Annotated in this window: 14 protein-coding genes, 1 tRNA gene and 1 pseudogene; 10 read left to right on the plus strand and 6 right to left on the minus strand. The window is 61.0% G+C overall.

Translation table 11 applies throughout. The features are described 5' to 3' along the window. Positions 1–88: 88 nt before the first annotated feature. Positions 89–706: a glutathione S-transferase family protein gene (locus tag AC1Q6I_RS28425; protein ID WP_102625529.1), complete on the minus strand. Its 618-nt coding sequence runs from the start codon at positions 704–706 to the stop codon at positions 89–91. Between the two features lie 56 nt (positions 707–762). Then, a complete protein-coding gene (locus tag AC1Q6I_RS28430; protein ID WP_024074354.1) occupies positions 763–1,422 on the minus strand; it encodes a transglutaminase-like domain-containing protein in 660 nt (219 codons plus the stop codon). Positions 1,423–1,623: 201 nt separating this feature from the next. On the opposite strand from AC1Q6I_RS28430, the gene AC1Q6I_RS28435 reads away from it, so the two are divergent. Both AC1Q6I_RS28435 and AC1Q6I_RS28440 read left to right on the plus strand, forming a co-directional pair. After that, the gene (locus tag AC1Q6I_RS28435) at positions 1,624–4,071 is read left to right on the plus strand and encodes an acyl-CoA dehydrogenase (protein WP_102625530.1); all 2,448 of its coding nucleotides are present in this window, start codon (positions 1,624–1,626) and stop codon (positions 4,069–4,071) included. 75 nt (positions 4,072–4,146) lie between these two features. Then, positions 4,147–4,554, plus strand: a complete 408-nt coding sequence (locus tag AC1Q6I_RS28440; RefSeq protein ID WP_010567536.1) for a PA2817 family protein — start codon at positions 4,147–4,149, stop codon at positions 4,552–4,554. Positions 4,555–4,904: 350 nt separating this feature from the next. Here AC1Q6I_RS28440 and AC1Q6I_RS28445 read toward each other — a convergent pair whose 3' ends face one another. Further along, positions 4,905–5,837, minus strand: coding sequence for a LysR family transcriptional regulator (locus AC1Q6I_RS28445; protein ID WP_041161134.1), 933 nt, complete (start codon positions 5,835–5,837; stop codon positions 4,905–4,907). Between the two features lie 89 nt (positions 5,838–5,926). On the opposite strand from AC1Q6I_RS28445, the gene AC1Q6I_RS28450 reads away from it, so the two are divergent. Continuing rightward, positions 5,927–6,553: a serine-tRNA(Ala) deacylase AlaX gene (locus tag AC1Q6I_RS28450; RefSeq protein ID WP_024074351.1), complete on the plus strand. Its 627-nt coding sequence runs from the start codon at positions 5,927–5,929 to the stop codon at positions 6,551–6,553. A gap of 40 nt (positions 6,554–6,593) precedes the next feature. On the opposite strand, the gene AC1Q6I_RS28455 is transcribed toward AC1Q6I_RS28450, so the two are convergent. Then, positions 6,594–8,168, minus strand: a complete 1,575-nt coding sequence (locus tag AC1Q6I_RS28455) for an alkaline phosphatase D family protein (RefSeq protein ID WP_102624114.1) — start codon at positions 8,166–8,168, stop codon at positions 6,594–6,596. Between the two features lie 11 nt (positions 8,169–8,179). Further along, a pseudogene (locus AC1Q6I_RS28460) lies at positions 8,180–8,479 on the minus strand (GNAT family N-acetyltransferase); the annotation flags it as partial. 190 nt (positions 8,480–8,669) lie between these two features. Between AC1Q6I_RS28460 and AC1Q6I_RS28465 the strand changes: the two are divergent. The 7 genes from AC1Q6I_RS28465 to AC1Q6I_RS28495 all read left to right on the plus strand — a co-directional run bounded on the left by AC1Q6I_RS28465 (position 8,670) and on the right by AC1Q6I_RS28495 (position 17,810). Continuing rightward, positions 8,670–9,077: an ExbD/TolR family protein gene (locus tag AC1Q6I_RS28465; protein WP_017254317.1), complete on the plus strand. Its 408-nt coding sequence runs from the start codon at positions 8,670–8,672 to the stop codon at positions 9,075–9,077. A gap of 2 nt (positions 9,078–9,079) precedes the next feature. Beyond that, positions 9,080–9,784, plus strand: coding sequence for an energy transducer TonB family protein (locus AC1Q6I_RS28470; RefSeq protein ID WP_024074348.1), 705 nt, complete (start codon positions 9,080–9,082; stop codon positions 9,782–9,784). A 24-nt stretch (positions 9,785–9,808) separates the two neighbouring features. Further along, positions 9,809–12,088, plus strand: coding sequence for a TonB-dependent receptor (locus AC1Q6I_RS28475; RefSeq protein WP_024074347.1), 2,280 nt, complete (start codon positions 9,809–9,811; stop codon positions 12,086–12,088). Positions 12,089–12,105: 17 nt separating this feature from the next. Continuing rightward, complete coding sequence (locus tag AC1Q6I_RS28480) at positions 12,106–12,753, plus strand: MotA/TolQ/ExbB proton channel family protein (protein ID WP_069075596.1); 648 nt, start codon at positions 12,106–12,108, stop codon at positions 12,751–12,753. A 54-nt stretch (positions 12,754–12,807) separates the two neighbouring features. Continuing rightward, a complete protein-coding gene (locus tag AC1Q6I_RS28485; RefSeq protein ID WP_102624113.1) occupies positions 12,808–14,025 on the plus strand; it encodes a phospholipase D-like domain-containing protein in 1,218 nt (405 codons plus the stop codon). Positions 14,026–14,120: 95 nt separating this feature from the next. After that, the gene (locus tag AC1Q6I_RS28490; protein WP_102624112.1) at positions 14,121–15,860 is read left to right on the plus strand and encodes a dipeptidase; all 1,740 of its coding nucleotides are present in this window, start codon (positions 14,121–14,123) and stop codon (positions 15,858–15,860) included. Between the two features lie 213 nt (positions 15,861–16,073). After that, positions 16,074–17,810, plus strand: a complete 1,737-nt coding sequence (locus tag AC1Q6I_RS28495) for a dipeptidase (protein WP_102624111.1) — start codon at positions 16,074–16,076, stop codon at positions 17,808–17,810. A gap of 100 nt (positions 17,811–17,910) precedes the next feature. Here AC1Q6I_RS28495 and AC1Q6I_RS28500 read toward each other — a convergent pair. Next, positions 17,911–17,986 (minus strand) — tRNA-Gly (locus AC1Q6I_RS28500). Position 17,987 lies beyond the last annotated feature (1 nt).

Here is a 17,987-nt window from a genome sequence, read left to right on the forward strand (position 1 = left end):
GCAGCCCACGTAGTTCAACGGCGGCGCATGACAAGCATGGTGCTTGCCCGCGCCGCACAAGTACAGTCACCTGTATTAATAGTCAGTATTAAGTCAACGCGGTCATGACCGCTTTGCGGTAGGCCGGCCGTTGTTGCAGGCGCTGGTACCAGGCCTCTAGATGGGGCATCGAAGGGCGTTCGATGGGCATTTCAAACCAGGCGTAGATAAAGCAGCCCAGGGGGATATCACCCATGCCGATCTCATTACCTGACAGGTAGGGTTGGGTGGCAAGGGCCCGGTCGACGGTTTTGAGCGCATCGATGCAGGCTTGGCGCCCGGCGTGGATGGTGTCCCAGTTCTGTTTGTCAGCGGGCGTGCGCACAATGCCCCAGAACACGCTCTTGAACGGTTCGGCGAGGGTCGACGTGGTCCAATCCATCCATTTTTCCGCGTTGGCCCGCGCCTTCAGGTCGCTCGGGTACCAGCTCGACGCCTGCTTGGCGCAGAGGTAACGCACGATGGTGTTGGACTCCCACAGGACAAAATCGCCGTCTTCGATCACCGGCACCCGGCCATTGGGGTTCAACGCCCGGTATTGCGGCGTGTCGACCACGCCAAAAGCCCCGCCCGCATCAATTGCCTCATAGTCCAGGCCGAGTTCCTCGGCGCACCACAGTGCTTTCCTGACGTTTGATGAATTTTTACGACCCCAGATTTTCAGCATGACCGTGCCTTATTGTGAATGAACATGGCTGGATGAACGCAGCAGCATACGCCGCTTCACGCGCGGCTTAAATCACTGCGCAGATCGCCCAGCAGGCTCGGCATGTCGTCGGTAAACAGGTGCGGGTAACACTGCTGGAGATGGGCGAAGAAGAAAGCCTCGGGCACATCGGGAAATTGCCCATGATCCACCACGTATTCCATCGAGCGTTGCCCCTGGCGGTTGAACGCATGGAAAACACTGTCATTGACCCCGTCGAACTCCAGCGGCGGCACATCGAACAGCTCACACAATTGCTGGTTGAACGCGGGCGTCGCCTTGACCCAGCGGCCGTTCAAATAAAGCTCGGTGTAGCCGTGCATGGCGAACACATCACTTTTGAGCAGCGCAATCAGGCGCGGCGTCGACAGATGATTGCGCACGTCCGCCAGGCCGATGCGCGCCGGAATGCCGCAGTGCCGCGCACAGGCGGCGAGCAAGGTGGCCTTGGGCACGCAATAGCTTTCGCCAGCCGCCAGGGCGAAGCTGGCGTTCAAGGTGCCTGGGTCGCGGCTGAAGGTGTAGGGGTTGTAGCGCACTGCCTCCCGTACGGCGTAATACAGGGCGACTGCCTGGTCACTTAAAACCGTGCGGGTACCGCGGTGTTTTTCGGCGAACTCCACCACGGCAGGGTGGTCACTATCGATGAAGCGGCTGGGACTCAGGTACGTATCCATGAGCTTGATCTCCGAGGGAAGCCTGGAGTTTAACGACAGGTGTGCCATGGAGATAACGACGAATCGGCCAAATGTCGGCGCCTGGTGATCGGTGATCCCACGGTGTTCCCAGTACCACTCGTAACGCCTGATCACCGCGCTTTCTCGGATGCCGACTAAGCTCAATGGTGGTTTTGCCCCTGGTTTCATGGAGGATTGAATATGCTGTTGTTGTGGATACTGGTTCTGGTGGTCGGCATTGCCTACCTGGCACACCGCCGCACCGCGCCCCTGCCCGCCCTGGGCGTGGTCGCCGTTTACCTGCTGGCGATGGGCGCCTGGAGCCACGCACCGGGTTGGCTGCTGCTGATCTTCTGGGTGCTGATCGCCCTTGTCGCCGCGCCGCTGCTGCTGCCAGACCTGCGCCGCCAATACTTCACCAAGCCGCTGTTCAGCTGGTTCCAGAAAGTCCTGCCGCCGATGTCCGAGACCGAGCGCGACGCGATCGATGCGGGCACCGTGTGGTGGGACGGCGAACTGTTCAGTGGTCGCCCCGACTGGGACAAACTGCTGGCCTACCCCAAGGCGCAACTGACCGAAGAAGAGCAGGCCTTCATCGACGGCCCCACCGAAGCACTCTGCGCCATGGTCAGCGACTGGGAAATCGGCCAGGCCATGGACCTGCCACCCGCTGCCTGGGAGCACATCAAGACCCACGGTTTCTTCGCCCTGATCATCCCCAAGGAATATGGCGGCAAGGGTTTCTCTGCCTACGCCCACTCCCAGGTGGCCATGAAGCTCGCCACCCGCAGCGGCGACCTGGCCTCCACGGTGATGGTGCCCAACTCCCTCGGCCCGGCCGAACTGCTGCTGCACTACGGCACCGACGAACAACGCAACCACTACCTGCCACGCCTGGCCCGTGGCGACGATATTCCGTGCTTCGCCCTCACCGGCCCGCTGGCGGGCTCCGACGCCGGCGCCATGCCCGACACCGGGGTGATCTGCAAGGGTGAATGGGAAGGCAAGGAAACCCTGGGCCTGCGCCTGAACTGGGAAAAACGCTACATCACCCTCGGCCCTGTCGCGACCCTGCTCGGCCTGGCCTTCAAGGCCCATGACCCGGACCACCTGCTGGGTGAAGAAGAAGACCTCGGCATCAGCCTGGCGCTGATCCCGACCGATACGCCCGGGGTCAACATCGGCCGCCGCCACCTCCCCCTGGGCGCGGCATTCATGAATGGCCCCAACTCGGGCAAGGATGTGTTCATCCCCCTGGAATTCCTGATCGGCGGCCAGGAAATGCTCGGCAAGGGCTGGATGATGTTGATGAACTGCCTGTCGGTAGGCCGCTCGATCTCCCTGCCCGCCGTCGGCACCGGCGCCGCCAAGTTCACCAGCCTGGTCACCGGCCAATACGCCCAGGTGCGCGAACAGTTCAACGTACCGCTGTCGGCCTTCGAAGGTATCCAGGAAGCCCTGGCACGTATCGGCGGCAATGCGTGGCTGATGGACAGTGCGCGGATGCTCACCGCCAATGCCGTCGACCTCGGGGAAAAACCCTCGGTGCTGTCGGCGATCCTCAAGTACCACCTGACCGAGCGCGGCCGCGAGTGCATCAGCCACGCCATGGACGTACACGGTGGCAAGGGCATCATCATGGGCCCGAACAACTACCTGGGTCGCAGCTGGCAGGGTGCACCGATCTTCATCACCGTGGAGGGCGCGAATATCCTCTCGCGCAACCTGATGATCTTCGGCCAGGGCGCGATTCGCTGCCATCCCTTCGTGCTCAAGGAAATGGCCCTGGCCGGTCGCGAAGACCACGACCAGGCCCTGAAGGAGTTCGACGGCCTGCTGATGCAGCACATCGGGTTTGCCGTGAGCAACGCGGCCAGCACCCTGGTACTCAACCTCGGTGTCGGGCATTTCGAAAAAGCCCCGGGCAACCGTTTGAGCCAGCGCTACTTCCGTGCGCTGAACCGCCAGGCCGCCGCGTTCGCGCTGCTCGCCGACCTGAGCATGATGCTGCTGGGCGGCGAATTGAAACGCCGCGAACGCCTGTCGGCGCGCCTGGGTGATGTGCTGAGCCATATGTACCTGGCCTCGGCGGCGCTCAAGCGTTACCACGACCTGGATTCGCCGGACCACCTCGAACCGCTGTTCACCTGGGCCATGGAAGAAAGCCTCGGCGAGTCGGAGCGCGCACTGGATGAACTGCTGAGCAACTTCCCGAGCAAGGTGCTTGGCTGCCTGCTGCGGGTGATCGTATTCCCGTTCGGCCGTCGCCATACGGGGCCATCCGATGCGCTGGATGCCGAGGTGGCCGCGGTCATCGGCCGCGCCAAGGGCGACCCGACGCTCGAGGAGTTGCTGGCCGGCTGCTATCGCCCGCAATCGGTGGACGATCCCGTAGGCGCCCTGCAACACGCCTACGACCTGCTCGGCGCCAGTCATCCGTTGCAAAAGAAACTGCATGCTGCGCTCAAGAGCGGCCAGGTCAAGCCGACGGCCGGCGAGCCTGCCATCGACGCGGCGCTGCACGCCGGGGTGCTGCAACCGGCCGAAGCGCAGACCCTGCGCGACGCCGAGGCGGCACGGCGCAAGGTGATCGACGTGGATGATTTCAGCAAGGAAGAACTGGCCCAGGCAGAGGGCAAGGTCCGCTGAGTCCAGCGGTCATATAAAAACGGGCGCTGGGGCTATATACTCCTGCGCCCGTTTTTGCTTTAGAGGACTTATCTCGTGTCCAACGTCGTTGCCGATCATCTCGTCTTGCTCGACCACCTGCGCAGTATCCTGGTTGCCGTCGGCGAAGCCGAACAGGTGCCCGAGGAAAGCCACACCCTGTTCCTCGAACGCTTTGACGAACTGCGCGCCCTGCTGCCGATCGACCCGATCGAAAGCCAGTACCTGGGCCAGGACCTGATGAGCCAGGTCATCCTGCGCTACCCGCAGATCGCCCACCTCGTGCCGCGCGACCTGCTGTGGTTCTTTGGCGGCGACTGCCTGCACTTCATGCCCGACGAAGAATTGGACCTGTACCAGGCCCTGGAAGAACGTCGCTTCGAAGCCGAACAGAACGACGAACCGTTCGACTGGAACCAGGAAAAGCAACTGCTGGCCATGCCACAGGACCAGAGCAAGCACTGATCCTTCAAGGCACTGCTGAACTGAATGTGGGAGCAAGCCCCCTCAACCCTCAAATAAGTCACTGATGATTAAGAATTAAAATATCTTCTTAAATGACGGCTTTTTTACGGCGAGGGGCCCGTTGTGGCAAGCGGGCCTGTTGTGGCGAGCGGGCTTGCCCCGCGTTGGGCTGCGAAGCAGCCCCAATAAGGCCACCGCATTTCTTCTGGTAGAACTGGGAGACTGGTATTAGGGCCGCTACGCGCCCCAACGCGGGGCAAGCCCGCTCGCCACAACAAGCCCGCTCGCCACAACGGGCCCGCTCGCCACAGGGTTTCCAGTTTGCTGTGCGACAGCGCTGAGTCAGAGATTCAGCGGGGGCTCAACGTCGGCTCCTTCGCCATGCACGCCACCAGATAATCGATAAACACCCGCAACTTCGGCGGCAGATACCGCGTTGGCGAATGCAGCAACCACGCCTGGCCATGGTAGGACGCAATAAAATCCCACGCGGGCAACACCTGCACCAAGCGCCCTTCCTCCAAGGCATGCCGCGCGGTGAAATACGGCAAGCTGCCAATCCCCACATGCTGCAACACGGCATCGAGCCGCACGCCCGTGTGGTTTGCCGCATAACGCCCACGCACGCCGACCGTCACCGCCCTGCCGCCCTGGCGAAATTTCCAGCGTGAATCCCCTGGGGTTTCCCCCAGGTAGATACAACTGTGTCCTAACAAATCCTGGGGATGGCCAGGCGTGCCGTGCTCGGCCAGATACTGGGGTGTCGCGCACAGCAAGTGCTCGATGGGCAGTAGTTGCCGCCCCACCAGCCCAGGCGGCGGGCTGTCGGTGATGCGGATGCTCAGGTCGACGTTGTCGTCAATCAGGTCCACATGCCGATCCTCCAGGATCAGTTGCACATCCACCTTGGGATAACGCCGCAGAAACTCCGGCATATGCGGATGCACCACAAAACGCCCCACCGCCTTGGGCACGCTGACCCGCACCAGGCCCTCGGGCTCGTGGGTGAACTGGCCGCTGATTTCCATCACCGAGCGCGCCGCGTTGACCATCTCCTGGCAACGCTTGAACACTTCTTCGCCGCCCTCGCTCAAACGCAACTTGCGCGTGGTGCGCTGCAACAGGCGAGTCGCCAGCGCCTGTTCGAGTCGCGAAATACTCCGGCTCACCGCCGACGGCGAAACACTCAATTGCCGCGCCGCTGCGGAGAAACTGCCGGCTTCCACCACTTTGACGAAGATCGCCATTTCACCCAGCAGCGGCAAGGGAAGATTGATGCTCATGACGCACAGGTCCATTGATAATTCAGCGGATTATCACTCATTCACGCACTATTTATACTGCCCGCAGAACCTTGATGCGGATGTAGAGAATGACCGAGCGCCTGTTTTTCACCCACGACCACCTCACCGCCGAGCTTGAAGTGCTGAGCTGCACGCCGCACGCAGGGCAATTTGCCGTCATCCTGCTATCGACGATTTTCCACCCCCAGGGCGGTGGCCAACCGTTCGACACGGGCTGGCTTGGCGGCAGTCAGGTAGTGCGGGTCACCCAAGAGGCCGATCGCGTGGTGCACTATGTCGACCAGCCGGTGGAACCGGGCCCGATCACGGCGCGGGTCGATGAGCAACGTCGCACCCTGCATACCCGCCTGCATTCCGCCGGCCACTTGATCGGCAATGTCGGCGAAACACTCGGCTGGATGCCGATCAAGGCGCACCATTGGCCAGGCGAAGGCAAGATCACGTTTATTCGTGGCGAACAGGCCCAGACCATGGACGCCGAAGCCATTCAGCAGCAGGTCAACCAATGGATCGCCGCCGACTTCCCGCGCCATATGACGCTGGAAGATGGCACCCGGGAAGTCGGCTTTGGCGAACTGCCCGCCTATGCCTGCGGCGGTACCCATGTGCAAGCGTTGAGCGAGCTGGGCCAGGTGACGATCCTGGCGCTGTCGGAGAAAAAGGGCGCGTTGTCCGTTCGCTACGAAATCAACTGACACAACGCATCAGCGGCAAACTCAGCGATAAAAGCACGCCCTAGACCATGATCGCCCCCGCCCGCCCCGGCTCCACTACAAACGACTTGAGCGTCGAAACGGTGGCTGCCGGGTCGCGCGGATCGGTAATCACCCGAAAGTTCGTCAGCATCTTTCGCGCCTCCAATGCCACCGACACATAGCCCCGCTGGCGACTGTCGAAAAACTTCACATGGGGGTTCAGCGGCAGGATCTGGGTGAAGGCGTCATAGGGCGGCCCGTCGGACGTCACCGACGTGCCGACAAACTCGGTGGCGACGACCGGTGAATCCGGGCGATCGCCATCGGCATGCAGGTCCGTGGCCCAGAACGAATGGATATCGCCGCCCCAGAACACCGGGTTCTTGACCCGATGACGCTCGATGGACGCCAGCATCCGCGAACGATTAGCCATATAGCCATCCCACCCATCGGTCCAGCGCCCAGGCATGTGGCTGGTCAGGTCGCGTTGGGTCAGCGGTGCCACCAGCAGGTCCTGGGCGATCACATTCCACTGCGCCTTGGACTGGGCGAAGCCCTGGTCCAGCCAGGCCTCCTGCTGCCACCCCAGCATCGTGCGCCCTGGGTCACGCAAGTCGGCGCAAGTATTGGCCGCTACATGCCCCTGGTGGCTGCCATTGGCGAGGATGCACGGTTGTTCGGAGCGATACTGGCGGCCGTCGAGTACGTGGAAACGCGCCAATCGTCCGTAGTCCAGGCGTCGGTAGATACGCATGTCCGAGCCGTGGGGCAGGCTGCTGGCGCGCAGCGGCATATGTTCGTAGAACGCCTGGTAGGCCGCTGCCCGTTGCTGGAGAAATTGTGCCACTGGAATCCTGGGGTCCTGGGACCAGCGGTTGGCGTAGTCGTTCTGCACCTCATGATCGTCCCAGGTGGCCACGCTGGGGGCCGCGGCGTGCAGCGCCTGCAGGTCCGGATCGGTCTTGTACAGGGCGTAGCGGTTGCGGTAGTCCGTCAGGCTCACCGCATTGCCACTGCCATGGGGACGAATGATCTTGCCCGAATCGGCCGCATAGGAATTGTCATAGATGTAGTCGCCGAGGAAGAACACCAGGTCGGGTTGCTCCGCCGCCAGGTGGCGATAGGCGCTGAAATAACCACGCTCCCAGTGCGAGCAGGAAACAAACCCCACATGCGCCGATGCCATCGCATCCCGTGGCGGCGCCGTACGCGACTGCCCCACCGGGCTCTGCGCCCCCAGCCCCTCGAACTGGTACCAATACGGCCTGCCCGCCACCAACCCCGCGACCTCCACATGCACCGAATGGGCAAACCGCTCGGTGGCCATCACCTCGCCCTGGCGCACAATGCGTGTCATCGCCGCATCGCTGGCCACTCGCCAACGCACCGGCACCGCACGCCTCAAGCCACCCTGGCCATCGACCGCATTGAACAACGGCGCCAGGCGTGTCCAGATCACAAAGCCATCTGGCAGCGGATCGCCAGACGCCACGCCCAAGGTGAACGGATAGTCGACTCCCGCACTGCGGGCGAACGGGCTGAGAATCGAAAACGTGGTAGCCACCGCCAGCCCGGCAAGTACCCGGCGGCGGCCAAGATCAATCTCGCCGCTCATGACCGAGACTCCCAGCCACCCAAGTGCCCGTAGTGATGAGTAGCGTTGATGCGCAGGCTAACGATGCCCACCAACGCGTCTATGTCACGCCGATGCATGCCCAGGCTAATCAAGCCCAGGGAACGAAATTTTTCCTGCATGCCGTCGATAAAACCATGGGCGTCTTCCAGCGTGTACGGCGACGGAATGCTGGCCGTGTTGTCGGCAACGTTCGGCCCGTTGGCAAGGGCGCACAACGTCTCGGCCTGGGCTTTTTCCAGCGCTCGCAACAGCAGTCGCGAGGTGGAGAGATGTGGCAATTGGCTACTCATTCCAGGGGCGCCTCGATGTAAATTTTTTGAGAATGCCCCCGGTGAGTGTCAGTTTGGTTACACCCCGTAAATGACCGGTAAGTCGTCTGTAAGACGCGTCCTAGAGCCCTCAAAACGTCAACTAAAGTTAACCGTTCGGTCATTTTTCATTGCTAGCGTGTCGCCCCTAATTCAATAACGGGGTAGCGGAATGAGAACCTGGGATGAACCCAAGAAGCGCAAGGCACACATCGAACTGATCCCGATGATCGACGTGATGATGTTCCTCCTGGTGTTTTTCGTACTCGTGAGCCTGAACGTGATTCCGGCGCTCGGTATGAAGACCCAGTTGCCCAGCGCCAGCAGCTCACAACAGCTCAAGCCACAGAACAAATTCATCCTGACCTTGGGCCTGGAAGGCCAACTGCAACTCGACGGCAAAGACCTTACGGTCGACGCTCTGGTACCGGCGCTGAAGGCGGCAGAAAAGCCCGATACCAAGTCGACGATCATCGTCAACAGCGACAAGGGCGTGGAAGTGTCGCGCCTGGTCGAGGTGATGGACACCCTGCGTATGGGTGGCTTTACCTCCGTGTCCATTGCCACGCGTAAGTCCTGATCATGTACGTCCTGTTTCGTGCGCGTCAGCTGCTCGGCAGTGTGCCGGCCCTGATCGCCCTGGTGCTGATTGCACTGGGTATCCAGTCCCAGACGTTGAAAGTCGAGCCGGTGTACGACGAGTCGGCGGTCGAGTTGGCATTGGTCGAACCGGAGCCCGAAGTGGTGCCGGAACCGGTGGTGGAACAAGAGCCGCCACCCCCCGTGATCGAGGACGAAGAGGCCCCACCGCCGCCACCGCCCAAGCCGGAACCCAAGCCCAAGCCAAAACCGCAACCCAAACCGGTGATCACCAAAACCGCGCCCACCGCGCCACCGGTAGCCGCCGCCAAACCGGCACCCCCCGTGATTGCCCCGGCGGCGCCGACACCCGCACCGCCTGCGCCACCGAAAGTCGACAGCCAGGCCCTGGAAGGCGGTTACCTCAAGGGTTTGCGCAATGAGCTGGACACCTACAAGCAATACCCCACCGGACGCCAGGCCTCCCTCGAACGCCCCACCGGCGAGGTCGTGATCTGGCTGCTGGTAGACCGCCAGGGTCGGGTACTCGACTCCGGCTTGCAAACCCAGGCCTCGAGCATGTTGCTCAACCGGGCCGCCACCAACAGCTTGCGTCGTATCAAGCAAGTCAAGCCGTTCCCCGAGCAAGCCTTCGGGGGGCGCAATGAGCAGCGCTTCACCGCCACCTTCAACTACAGCGTGCAATAAGCACCCGACACCAGGACGACAGTGATGAGGTTCACACGGATTCATCTGGCACTCGTTGCCGCAAGCATGGGCCACGGCATGGCCATGGCCGACACCAGCGACAGCGATGTCGGGACCATTGGGGTTCAGGGCAAAGCCACTGCCGGTGGCGGTTATATGGTGCAGGAAGAAAGCATCAAGGCTCGCTCCACCGTGACCAAGGAGGCCCTGGATAAACAGACCGCCACCGGCAATGCGATCGACAAGCTCAAGTACACCCCGGGCTTGAATATCTCCAGTGAAGACAACACCGGCCTCTCGGGCTTTCGCTTCACCATGCGCGGGCTTAACTCCGATCAGGTGGGGATGTCCGTGGACGGTATGCCGATCAACGATTCCGGCAACTACGCGTTGTATTCCAACCTGCTGGGCGACCCGGAAAACATCGACCAGATCTTCGTCACCCAGGGCTCGGCCGAATCCGACGGCCCGCACATCGGTTCCAGCGGCGGCAATATCGGCATCGTGACCATTCGCCCGACCAAGGAAACCGGCGCGTTCGTCAAACAGATCATGGGCAGCAACGCCACGCGCAAGACCTTCGCCCGTCTCAATACCGGCGAGGTCAATGGCCTGAGCAACTGGCTATCGGTGTCCCACACCGAAGGCGAGATGTGGCGTGGTTCAGGTGCCGTGCGGGCGGACAAGGTCGAGTGGAACAGTTTCTTCGATGCGGGCAACGGCAACACCGCCAACCTGATCCTCAAGTACCACGAGCAGGACAACAACAGTTATAGCCAGTTGACCAAGGCCCAATTCCAACAGAACGGCCCTAAGTACGACCCCTACCCCGCCACGCCGACCGTGGGTAGCAACGGTAAGCTCAATAGCTACTACGCCCTGGCGCAGAACCCGTTCCAGACCTTTACCGGCGTGCTCAACACCCAGTTCAAACTGGCCGATAACCTGGCCCTGTCGGTGATCCCGTATTACTTCTGGGGTAACGGCAGCGGCGTCAACTCGTCGAGCTACGCACTCAACCGTGGCTCGAACGCTGGCGGCGTATTCGACCTGAGCAACCTGCCTACCGCAGCGCAATACAACGCCGACGGTTCCTCCACCACCGGCGTGTACTACCGCCCTTCGCGCACGCAGACGTGGCGACCAGGGATTACCACCAAGCTGAACTGGGACCTGGAAGAACACAGCCTGCAATTCGGCTACTGGTACGAACGCGCGCGGCAGAGCCAGACCCAACCGTTCATTGCGCTCAAGAACAACGGCAAACCCACCGACACCTGGCCGGACGGCGACGCCGTGGTCGATGCCAACGGCAATACCGTGCAGGGTCGCGACCGCTTCACCGTCACGCCAGCACAGAAAGTCTGGGCACAGGACACCTGGTATTTCGCCCCCGACTGGACCCTGGTGGCCGGCCTGGCGTACATGAACGTCAAGCGTGACGGTACCAACCACGGCAGCCTCACCGAACAAGCCGAAAAACGTAACCAGAGCTACAACAAACTGCTGCCCAACGCTGGCCTCAAATACCAGCTCGATGAACGCGACCAACTGTTCTACAGCCTGTCGCGCAACATGCGTATCCCGCAGAACTACGTGCTGTACGACAAGGGTGTGGACTCGATCAACTCCAAGCCGGAAACCAGCTGGAACCATGAGTTGGGCTGGCGCTTCACCGGCGACGACATGACCGTGGCCGCCACCTTGTTCTACATGCAGTTCAAGGATCGCCAGGTGTCGTCCAAGGACATCAACGGCGACTTCGCCGACATCAACGCCGGCTCCGTCAACAACAGCGGGCTGGAGCTGGAGTGGAGCGGCCTGCTGCCCAACCACTTCAACTATTACACCTCCTACACCTACACCAAGGCCGAGCAGCAGGATGACCTGACCGTCTACAACGCCGGCAAAGCGATCCTGTTGCCCACCAGCGGCAAGCAGTTCGCCAACGTGCCGAAAAACATGCTGGCAGCCAACATCGGGTATGACGACGGGCGCTTCTACGGCACCTTCGGCGGCAAATACACCAGCAAGCTCTATGGCGACCTGACCAACGACGAAGCCATCTCCGGGCGCACCGTGTTCAACGCCGGCGCCGGTATCTACCTGCCGGTGGACAAGAAGGTGGTCAAGGACGCGACCCTGCGCCTGAACGTCGACAACCTGTTCGACAAGAAGTACCTGGACGGGGTGTACACCACCAAGACCAACGCCGCCACCTACGGTGGTTTCCGCGACGGCGACCCGGCCTACATCGTCGGCCTGGAACGCACCGTGACGGTGTCCCTGGAAGCCAATTTCTAACTGCGAGGTAAGTGAACATGGACATGAACCTGCTCCACGACATCACCTTCTATGTGATGTATGCCGCGATGGCCATCGCCATCTTCATCACCATCGAACGAGGCATCTACTTCGCCTACGTCCGCCGCCAGGCACGCGCCTTGACCGCGGCACTGGGCGCCCAGGTGCACAGCGAGCGCGACTTGCCGGATAGCTTGACGCGTCGCGACAGCCTGCCATTAAGCATGGTGGTGCCGGTGCTGGCACAGAAGGCCTCCCACGGTTCGCGCAAGGACCTGGATGACGTGATCGAAACCCAATACCTGACCACCCGCGCGCCACTCGCCCGCAGCCTGTGGATCATCGAGACCATCACCACCGCCGCGCCGCTGCTGGGCTTGCTGGGCACCATCCTCGGCATCATCGACACGTTCAAGGCGCTGGCCTCGGCGGGTGTGTCCGACCCAGGGCAGATTTCCGGTGGCATCGGTACCGCGTTGTTCGCCACCGGTTTGGGGATCGCCATTGCACTGTTCTGCGTGGTCTTCCACAACTTCTTCCAGGACAGCCTGGAGCGCATCAACGATCAGTTGAAGATCCTGCTGATTCGCGCCGCCACCGGTGCCCGTGTGCAGGGTGAAGTGCCGCATCTGGTGCCTGCGGCGTTGCACAGCCGTACTGCGTAAGTGTTGGGACGGGCGCGTGATGCGCCCGTCTTCTTTTTCTGACTCGAGACCGCTATGTCCCTCTCCTTGAAAGTGCGCATCGCAGGCCTCGCCGGCTTGCTCATGAGTCCGCTGGTCCAGGCGGATTTTTCGATTCCGGGGTTTGAACTGGTGCACACCGTGCCGGTGGATACCGCGTTGGGCACCGCCGATCTGCGCCAGCCGGGCCCAGTGTGGATCGAGCTGTTCGACGGCGCCAAAAGTACGATCGATATCGGCCAGTTCTACGCGGTGGATCACCCCAGCTCGGTGATGGACAGCGTCATCGAACGCTTGGAAGCCGCTGGCAAACGCGGCGTGAAGATTCGCTTCCTGCTGGAGGAAAAAGGCATTCGCTTGTCAGAAGCCTCCACCTTGGAACGCTTACGCGCGATTCCCAACCTGAGCTTACGCGTGTTGTCGTACGGACAACTGAGCGGCGGGATCCTCCACGCCAAATACATGGTGGTCGATGGCAAACAGGCGTTTATCGGCAGCCAGAATTTCGACTGGCGTTCTTTGGAACATATCCATGAAACCGGACTGCGGATCACCGACGCCCCGGTGGTAAGCCAGGTACAGGCGATCTTTGACCAGGACTGGCGAGCGCAGGCCGCCCTCACCGAGCACCAACCCGTGCCCCTGCCGGCCGCCGGTACAGCACCCGCGCGCACCGGCAACTACCTGGTGGCCAGCCCGCAACGCTATAACCCGCCGGGCGTGGGTGATTCACAACTCGAACTGCCACGCCTGCTCAGCGAAGCACAACACGAAGTCCGCGTGCAGTTGCTCGACTACGCGCCGTTGTCCTACGGCCCGGATAAAACCCGCCCGTATTACGCCGTGATCGACAACGCCGTGCGAGCGGCCGCCGCGCGGGGGGTGTCGATCAAGCTGATGGTGTCGAACTGGAACACCGACGCACTGGAGCTGCCGTACCTGAAAAGCCTGGCGGTACTGCCCAACGTGCAGATCAAGATCGTCACCCTGCCCGAGGCCAAGCAAGGGTTTATTCCCTACGCGCGGGTCATCCACAGCAAGACCCTGGAGATCGACGGGAAAGTGGCGTGGGTGGGTACCAGCAATTGGCTGGGTGGCTACCTGGATAACTCGCGCAATCTGGAAGTGGTGATGCGCAGTGAAACGATGGCCAGGCGTATAGGGGATCTGCATGAGCAGCTGTGGGACGGGCCCTACGCAAGAGCCTTGAACGTCACCGATGAGTACCCGGCGCCCCATCCTGGCCAGCATTGACCAGGGACACCTGAGTAATGGTAGTGTGTGGAAATGTTTCTGACAGATCGATCAGAAACGTCCTACTCACTACCTGCAAAGGAATGCGTCCCTCCATGCACTTTCCACTTAAGCAATTGGCCGTTGCGACCCTGTTCGCGGCCAGTCTTTCGGCCTTTACTTCGCCCGCCTTCGCCAACATCACCGCGCAACAGAGCACGGCGATTCTCAAGAGTTTCAGCGAAACCTCCGTCACCGATTTTCGTGGTTTCCTCGGCACCCTGGCCAAGGGCGAGCTGGGCAAAACCAGCGACGTGGGCCCGGCCATCAGTGCATTTCTCGACAGCAAGCCCCTCACCGCCGAGCAGCAAAATGAAATCCATCGCCTGCTGGGTATCTACACCCGCGTGAAGTACGGCAAGGCCGCCCTCGAAACCCTGCGCGAGCTGGTGGAAATCCCGACTTTCAACGTGGATGGCCTGCCGCAGTACAAAAACCCGCAATTCCTCAAGATCGCCGACAAGCTCCAGGGCCTGGCGAAAGCTTTCAACCTGAGCTTCCGCAATGTCGACAACCGCGTGTACGAAATCTCTCTGGAGGGCAGCGGCGATGAAGTGGTCGGTATTCATGCCCACGCCGACGTCGTGCCAGTCACGCCAGAAAACTGGGTACTCAAGGACGGCACAAAGCTCGATCCGTTCAAGGTCACGCTGATTGGCGACCGCATGTATGGCCGCGGCACCGAGGATGACAAGAACGGTATTGTGGTGGCGATGTATGCGATGAAGGTGATCAAGGAGGAGAAACTGCCACTGGCGCGCAATTTCAAGCTGCTGGTGGACACCACCGAGGAAACGTCGGGGGATGCGATCCCGTATTACTTCGAGCGCAACCCGACGCCGCAGTACAACCTGGCACTGGATGGCGGTTACCCGGTGGTGATTGCCGAGAAAGGCTATGGCACGGTCATGGCCACCTTCCCGCGTCGCAAAGGGGAAGGCAAAGGCGCGGAAATCATCTCGATGACCGGCGGCATGGCCACCAACCAGATTCCGTCGGCTTCAGTCGCCACCCTGGTCAGCGACAAGCCGGCCGAATTGGCCGCCAGCCTGCAAAAGGCCGGGGCTGAATACGCCAAGCGCAACGGCGGCGATTTCGAGGTCACCGCCAAGGTCGACGGCAAAGACGTCAAGCTGACCGTCACCGGCGTGTCCGCGCACTCGTCCGAACCGGAGTCCGGTGTCAACCCGGTGGCGCGCATGCTGGAATTGATCCACAGCGTCGACGGCACGATCGCCCTCAAGCACAACCACATCACCGACGCCGCGCGGTATGCCTCGGATAACTGGGGCCTGGATTACCTGGGGGGCAAATTGGGCGTAGGTTTCGCCGATGACTTCATGGGCCCGCTGACCACCTCGCTGACGTTTGTCGGCCTGGATGACAAAGCCTTCAAGCTGGCGGTGAACCTGCGCGTGCCGAAGGGCAAGTCGCCGGAAAAACTCAAAGCCGAGATTGCCGACAAGCTGAGCGCCTGGGACAAGAAAACCAAAGTCAAAGTGGACTTCACCTACTCGATCGCCGAGCCGATGTACCGCAACCCCGAAGGCGAGTGGGTCAAGGCCCTGCTGGCGGTGGCCACCGAAAACCTGGGCATGGAACACAAGTTCGGGACCTCGGCCGGCGCGACGTCGGTGCATGAGCTGCCGAACGGCGTGCAGTTCGGCTTGGCGCGCCCGGAAGTGAAATACACCGGCCACACCGACAATGAGTTCAAGACCGTCGACCAGTTCTTGCTGGACCTGCAGATCGTTACCGAAATGATGGGCCGTATCGGGCAGTTGCCGAAGCTCTGACCCCCCTCGGATCCGCCGTCCTGGCGGGTCCATCGCGCTGGCTGCCTGGCCGCGCACAAACAAAAACGCCGCCCTTGACCGAGCGGCGTTTTTGCATGGGTAAGACGCTCGTAGGAAACATCTCATTTTGTTTTGAGCACCCGTCCTTCTACCTCACGGTGTTAGCTTCGGCAGGCAATCTCAACTGCCTACGAAGATAGGAGTGCCACAACAATGAAGTCATCACTTAAGCACCTGCTCATCGCTGCCCTGGTAGTCCCCCTTGCAGCATTCACCCTGCCCGTACAGGCCAATATTTCCCCGCAACAAAGCCGCGCCATCCTCACGCACTTCAGCGAAACATTGCCCACTGACTTCCGTGAGTTCCTGAGACAGCTGGGCGTGAGCGCCCCACCCATGAGAAGCGACCTCGGCGCGGCAATCAGCGGTTTCCTTGACGGCAAGGCACTTTCCACCGCACAGCAAAACCAGATTCATCGCCTGCTTGGCCTCTATGCCCGATTGAAGTACGGGGACGCCGCCATTGGCACCCTGCGCGAACTGGTGGCCATTCCGACATTTCGTGTGGAGGGGGTTGCCCAGCACGATAACCCCGAATTCATCAAGATGGGCAACACACTCAAGACGTTGGCAGAATCATTCAACCTCTCCTTTCGCAACATCGACAACCGCGTTTTCGAGGTCTCGCTCAACGGCGCCGGCGATGAAGTCGTGGGCATTCACGCGCATGCCGACGTCGTGCCTGCCAATCCGCAGGACTGGGTATTGGAAAACGGCACCCGGCTCGACCCATTCGAGGTTTCCCAGGTCGGCAACCGCTTGTATGGCCGAGGCACGGAGGACGACAAGAATGGCATCGTGGTGGCGCTCTACGCCATGAAGGTCATCCAGGAGGAGCGGCTACCGCTGGCGAGAAGCTTCAAGCTGCTGGTCGATACCACTGAGGAAATCGCCGGCGATGCAATCGCCTACTACTTTGAACGCAACCCTACGCCCCACTACAACGTGGCTCTGGATGGCGGTTATCCGGTGGTCATTGCCGAGAAAGGCTATGGCACTGTCACCGCGAACTTTGCCCGACGTACTGCACAGGGCGACGGCGCCGAAATCATCTCCATGACCGGAGGTCTCGCCGCCAACCAGATCCCGCTGACCTCGGTTGCCATACTGGTGGGGGAAAATCCGATTGAATTGGCAGCCCGCCTGCAAAAGGCGGGTAACGAATATGCGAGGCGCAATGGCGATAATTTCAACGTAAACGCCCAAGTCGTCGGCAAGGAAGTCCAACTGACCGTTACCGGCGTGTCCGCGCATTCATCAGAACCCGAATCCGGTGTGAACCCCGTCTCCAGGATGTTGGGCTTCATCCACAGCCTGGACGGGAACATCGCACTCAAGCAAAACCATATTTCCGATGCCGCGCGTTACGCTGCCGACAACTGGGGGCTGGATTACCTGGGAGGCAAACTGGGTATTGGCTTTTCGGACACTTTCATGGGGCCTCTGACTACATCACTGACCTTCATCGGAATGAACGAAAAGACCTTCACGCTGACGGTCAACCTACGCGTACCAAAGGGAAAACGTTTGGACGTGCTGAAAGCCGAGATTGCCGACAAGTTGGGCGCCTGGAGCACGAAGAACGCCATTGCAATGGACGTGGACTACTTGATGACCGAACCGATGTTCCGCGACCCCGAGGGCGAGTGGGTCAAGGCTTTGCTGGACGTAGCCAGCGAAAACCTCGACATGCCGCGAAAATTCGGCGCCTCTGCCGGCTCAACCTCGGTGCATGACCTACCCAATGGCGTGCAGTTCGGCCTGGCCAGGCTCGACGTTAAGTACACCGGCCACACCAATAAAGAGTTCAAGACGGTCGACCAGTTCTTGCTGGATCTGCAGATCGTTACTGAAATGATGGGGCGTATCGGGCAGTTGCCGAAGCTCTGATAGCCGAATGAGGCCGCCGCGATGGCGGGCTTTTTCGGCCGGCATAAATCCCACGCAAACAAAAACGCCGATCATCACTGATCGGCGTTTTCATTGAATATGGAGCGGGAAACGAGACTCGAACTCGCGACCCCGACCTTGGCAAGGTCGTGCTCTACCAACTGAGCTATTCCCGCA

The sequence above is a fragment of the Pseudomonas sp. MPR-R2A5 genome, from assembly GCF_058793055.1.

Bases quoted from the DNA above. Each gene is read 5' to 3' on its own strand.
- AC1Q6I_RS28455 (WP_102624114.1), bottom strand. From the start codon at position 8,168: ATGAGCGGCGAGATTGATCTTGGCCGCCGCCGGGTACTTGCCGGGCTG.
- AC1Q6I_RS28425 (WP_102625529.1), bottom strand. From the start codon at position 706: ATGCTGAAAATCTGGGGTCGTAAAAATTCATCAAACGTCAGGAAAGCA.
- AC1Q6I_RS28485 (WP_102624113.1), top strand. From the start codon at position 12,808: ATGTCCCTCTCCTTGAAAGTGCGCATCGCAGGCCTCGCCGGCTTGCTC.
- AC1Q6I_RS28450 (WP_024074351.1), top strand. From the start codon at position 5,927: ATGACCGAGCGCCTGTTTTTCACCCACGACCACCTCACCGCCGAGCTT.
- AC1Q6I_RS28435 (WP_102625530.1), top strand. From the start codon at position 1,624: ATGCTGTTGTTGTGGATACTGGTTCTGGTGGTCGGCATTGCCTACCTG.
- AC1Q6I_RS28480 (WP_069075596.1), top strand. From the start codon at position 12,106: ATGGACATGAACCTGCTCCACGACATCACCTTCTATGTGATGTATGCC.
- AC1Q6I_RS28475 (WP_024074347.1), top strand. From the start codon at position 9,809: ATGAGGTTCACACGGATTCATCTGGCACTCGTTGCCGCAAGCATGGGC.
- AC1Q6I_RS28465 (WP_017254317.1), top strand. From the start codon at position 8,670: ATGAGAACCTGGGATGAACCCAAGAAGCGCAAGGCACACATCGAACTG.
- AC1Q6I_RS28430 (WP_024074354.1), bottom strand. From the start codon at position 1,422: ATGGATACGTACCTGAGTCCCAGCCGCTTCATCGATAGTGACCACCCT.
- AC1Q6I_RS28470 (WP_024074348.1), top strand. From the start codon at position 9,080: ATGTACGTCCTGTTTCGTGCGCGTCAGCTGCTCGGCAGTGTGCCGGCC.
- AC1Q6I_RS28490 (WP_102624112.1), top strand. From the start codon at position 14,121: ATGCACTTTCCACTTAAGCAATTGGCCGTTGCGACCCTGTTCGCGGCC.
- AC1Q6I_RS28495 (WP_102624111.1), top strand. From the start codon at position 16,074: ATGAAGTCATCACTTAAGCACCTGCTCATCGCTGCCCTGGTAGTCCCC.
- AC1Q6I_RS28445 (WP_041161134.1), bottom strand. From the start codon at position 5,837: ATGAGCATCAATCTTCCCTTGCCGCTGCTGGGTGAAATGGCGATCTTC.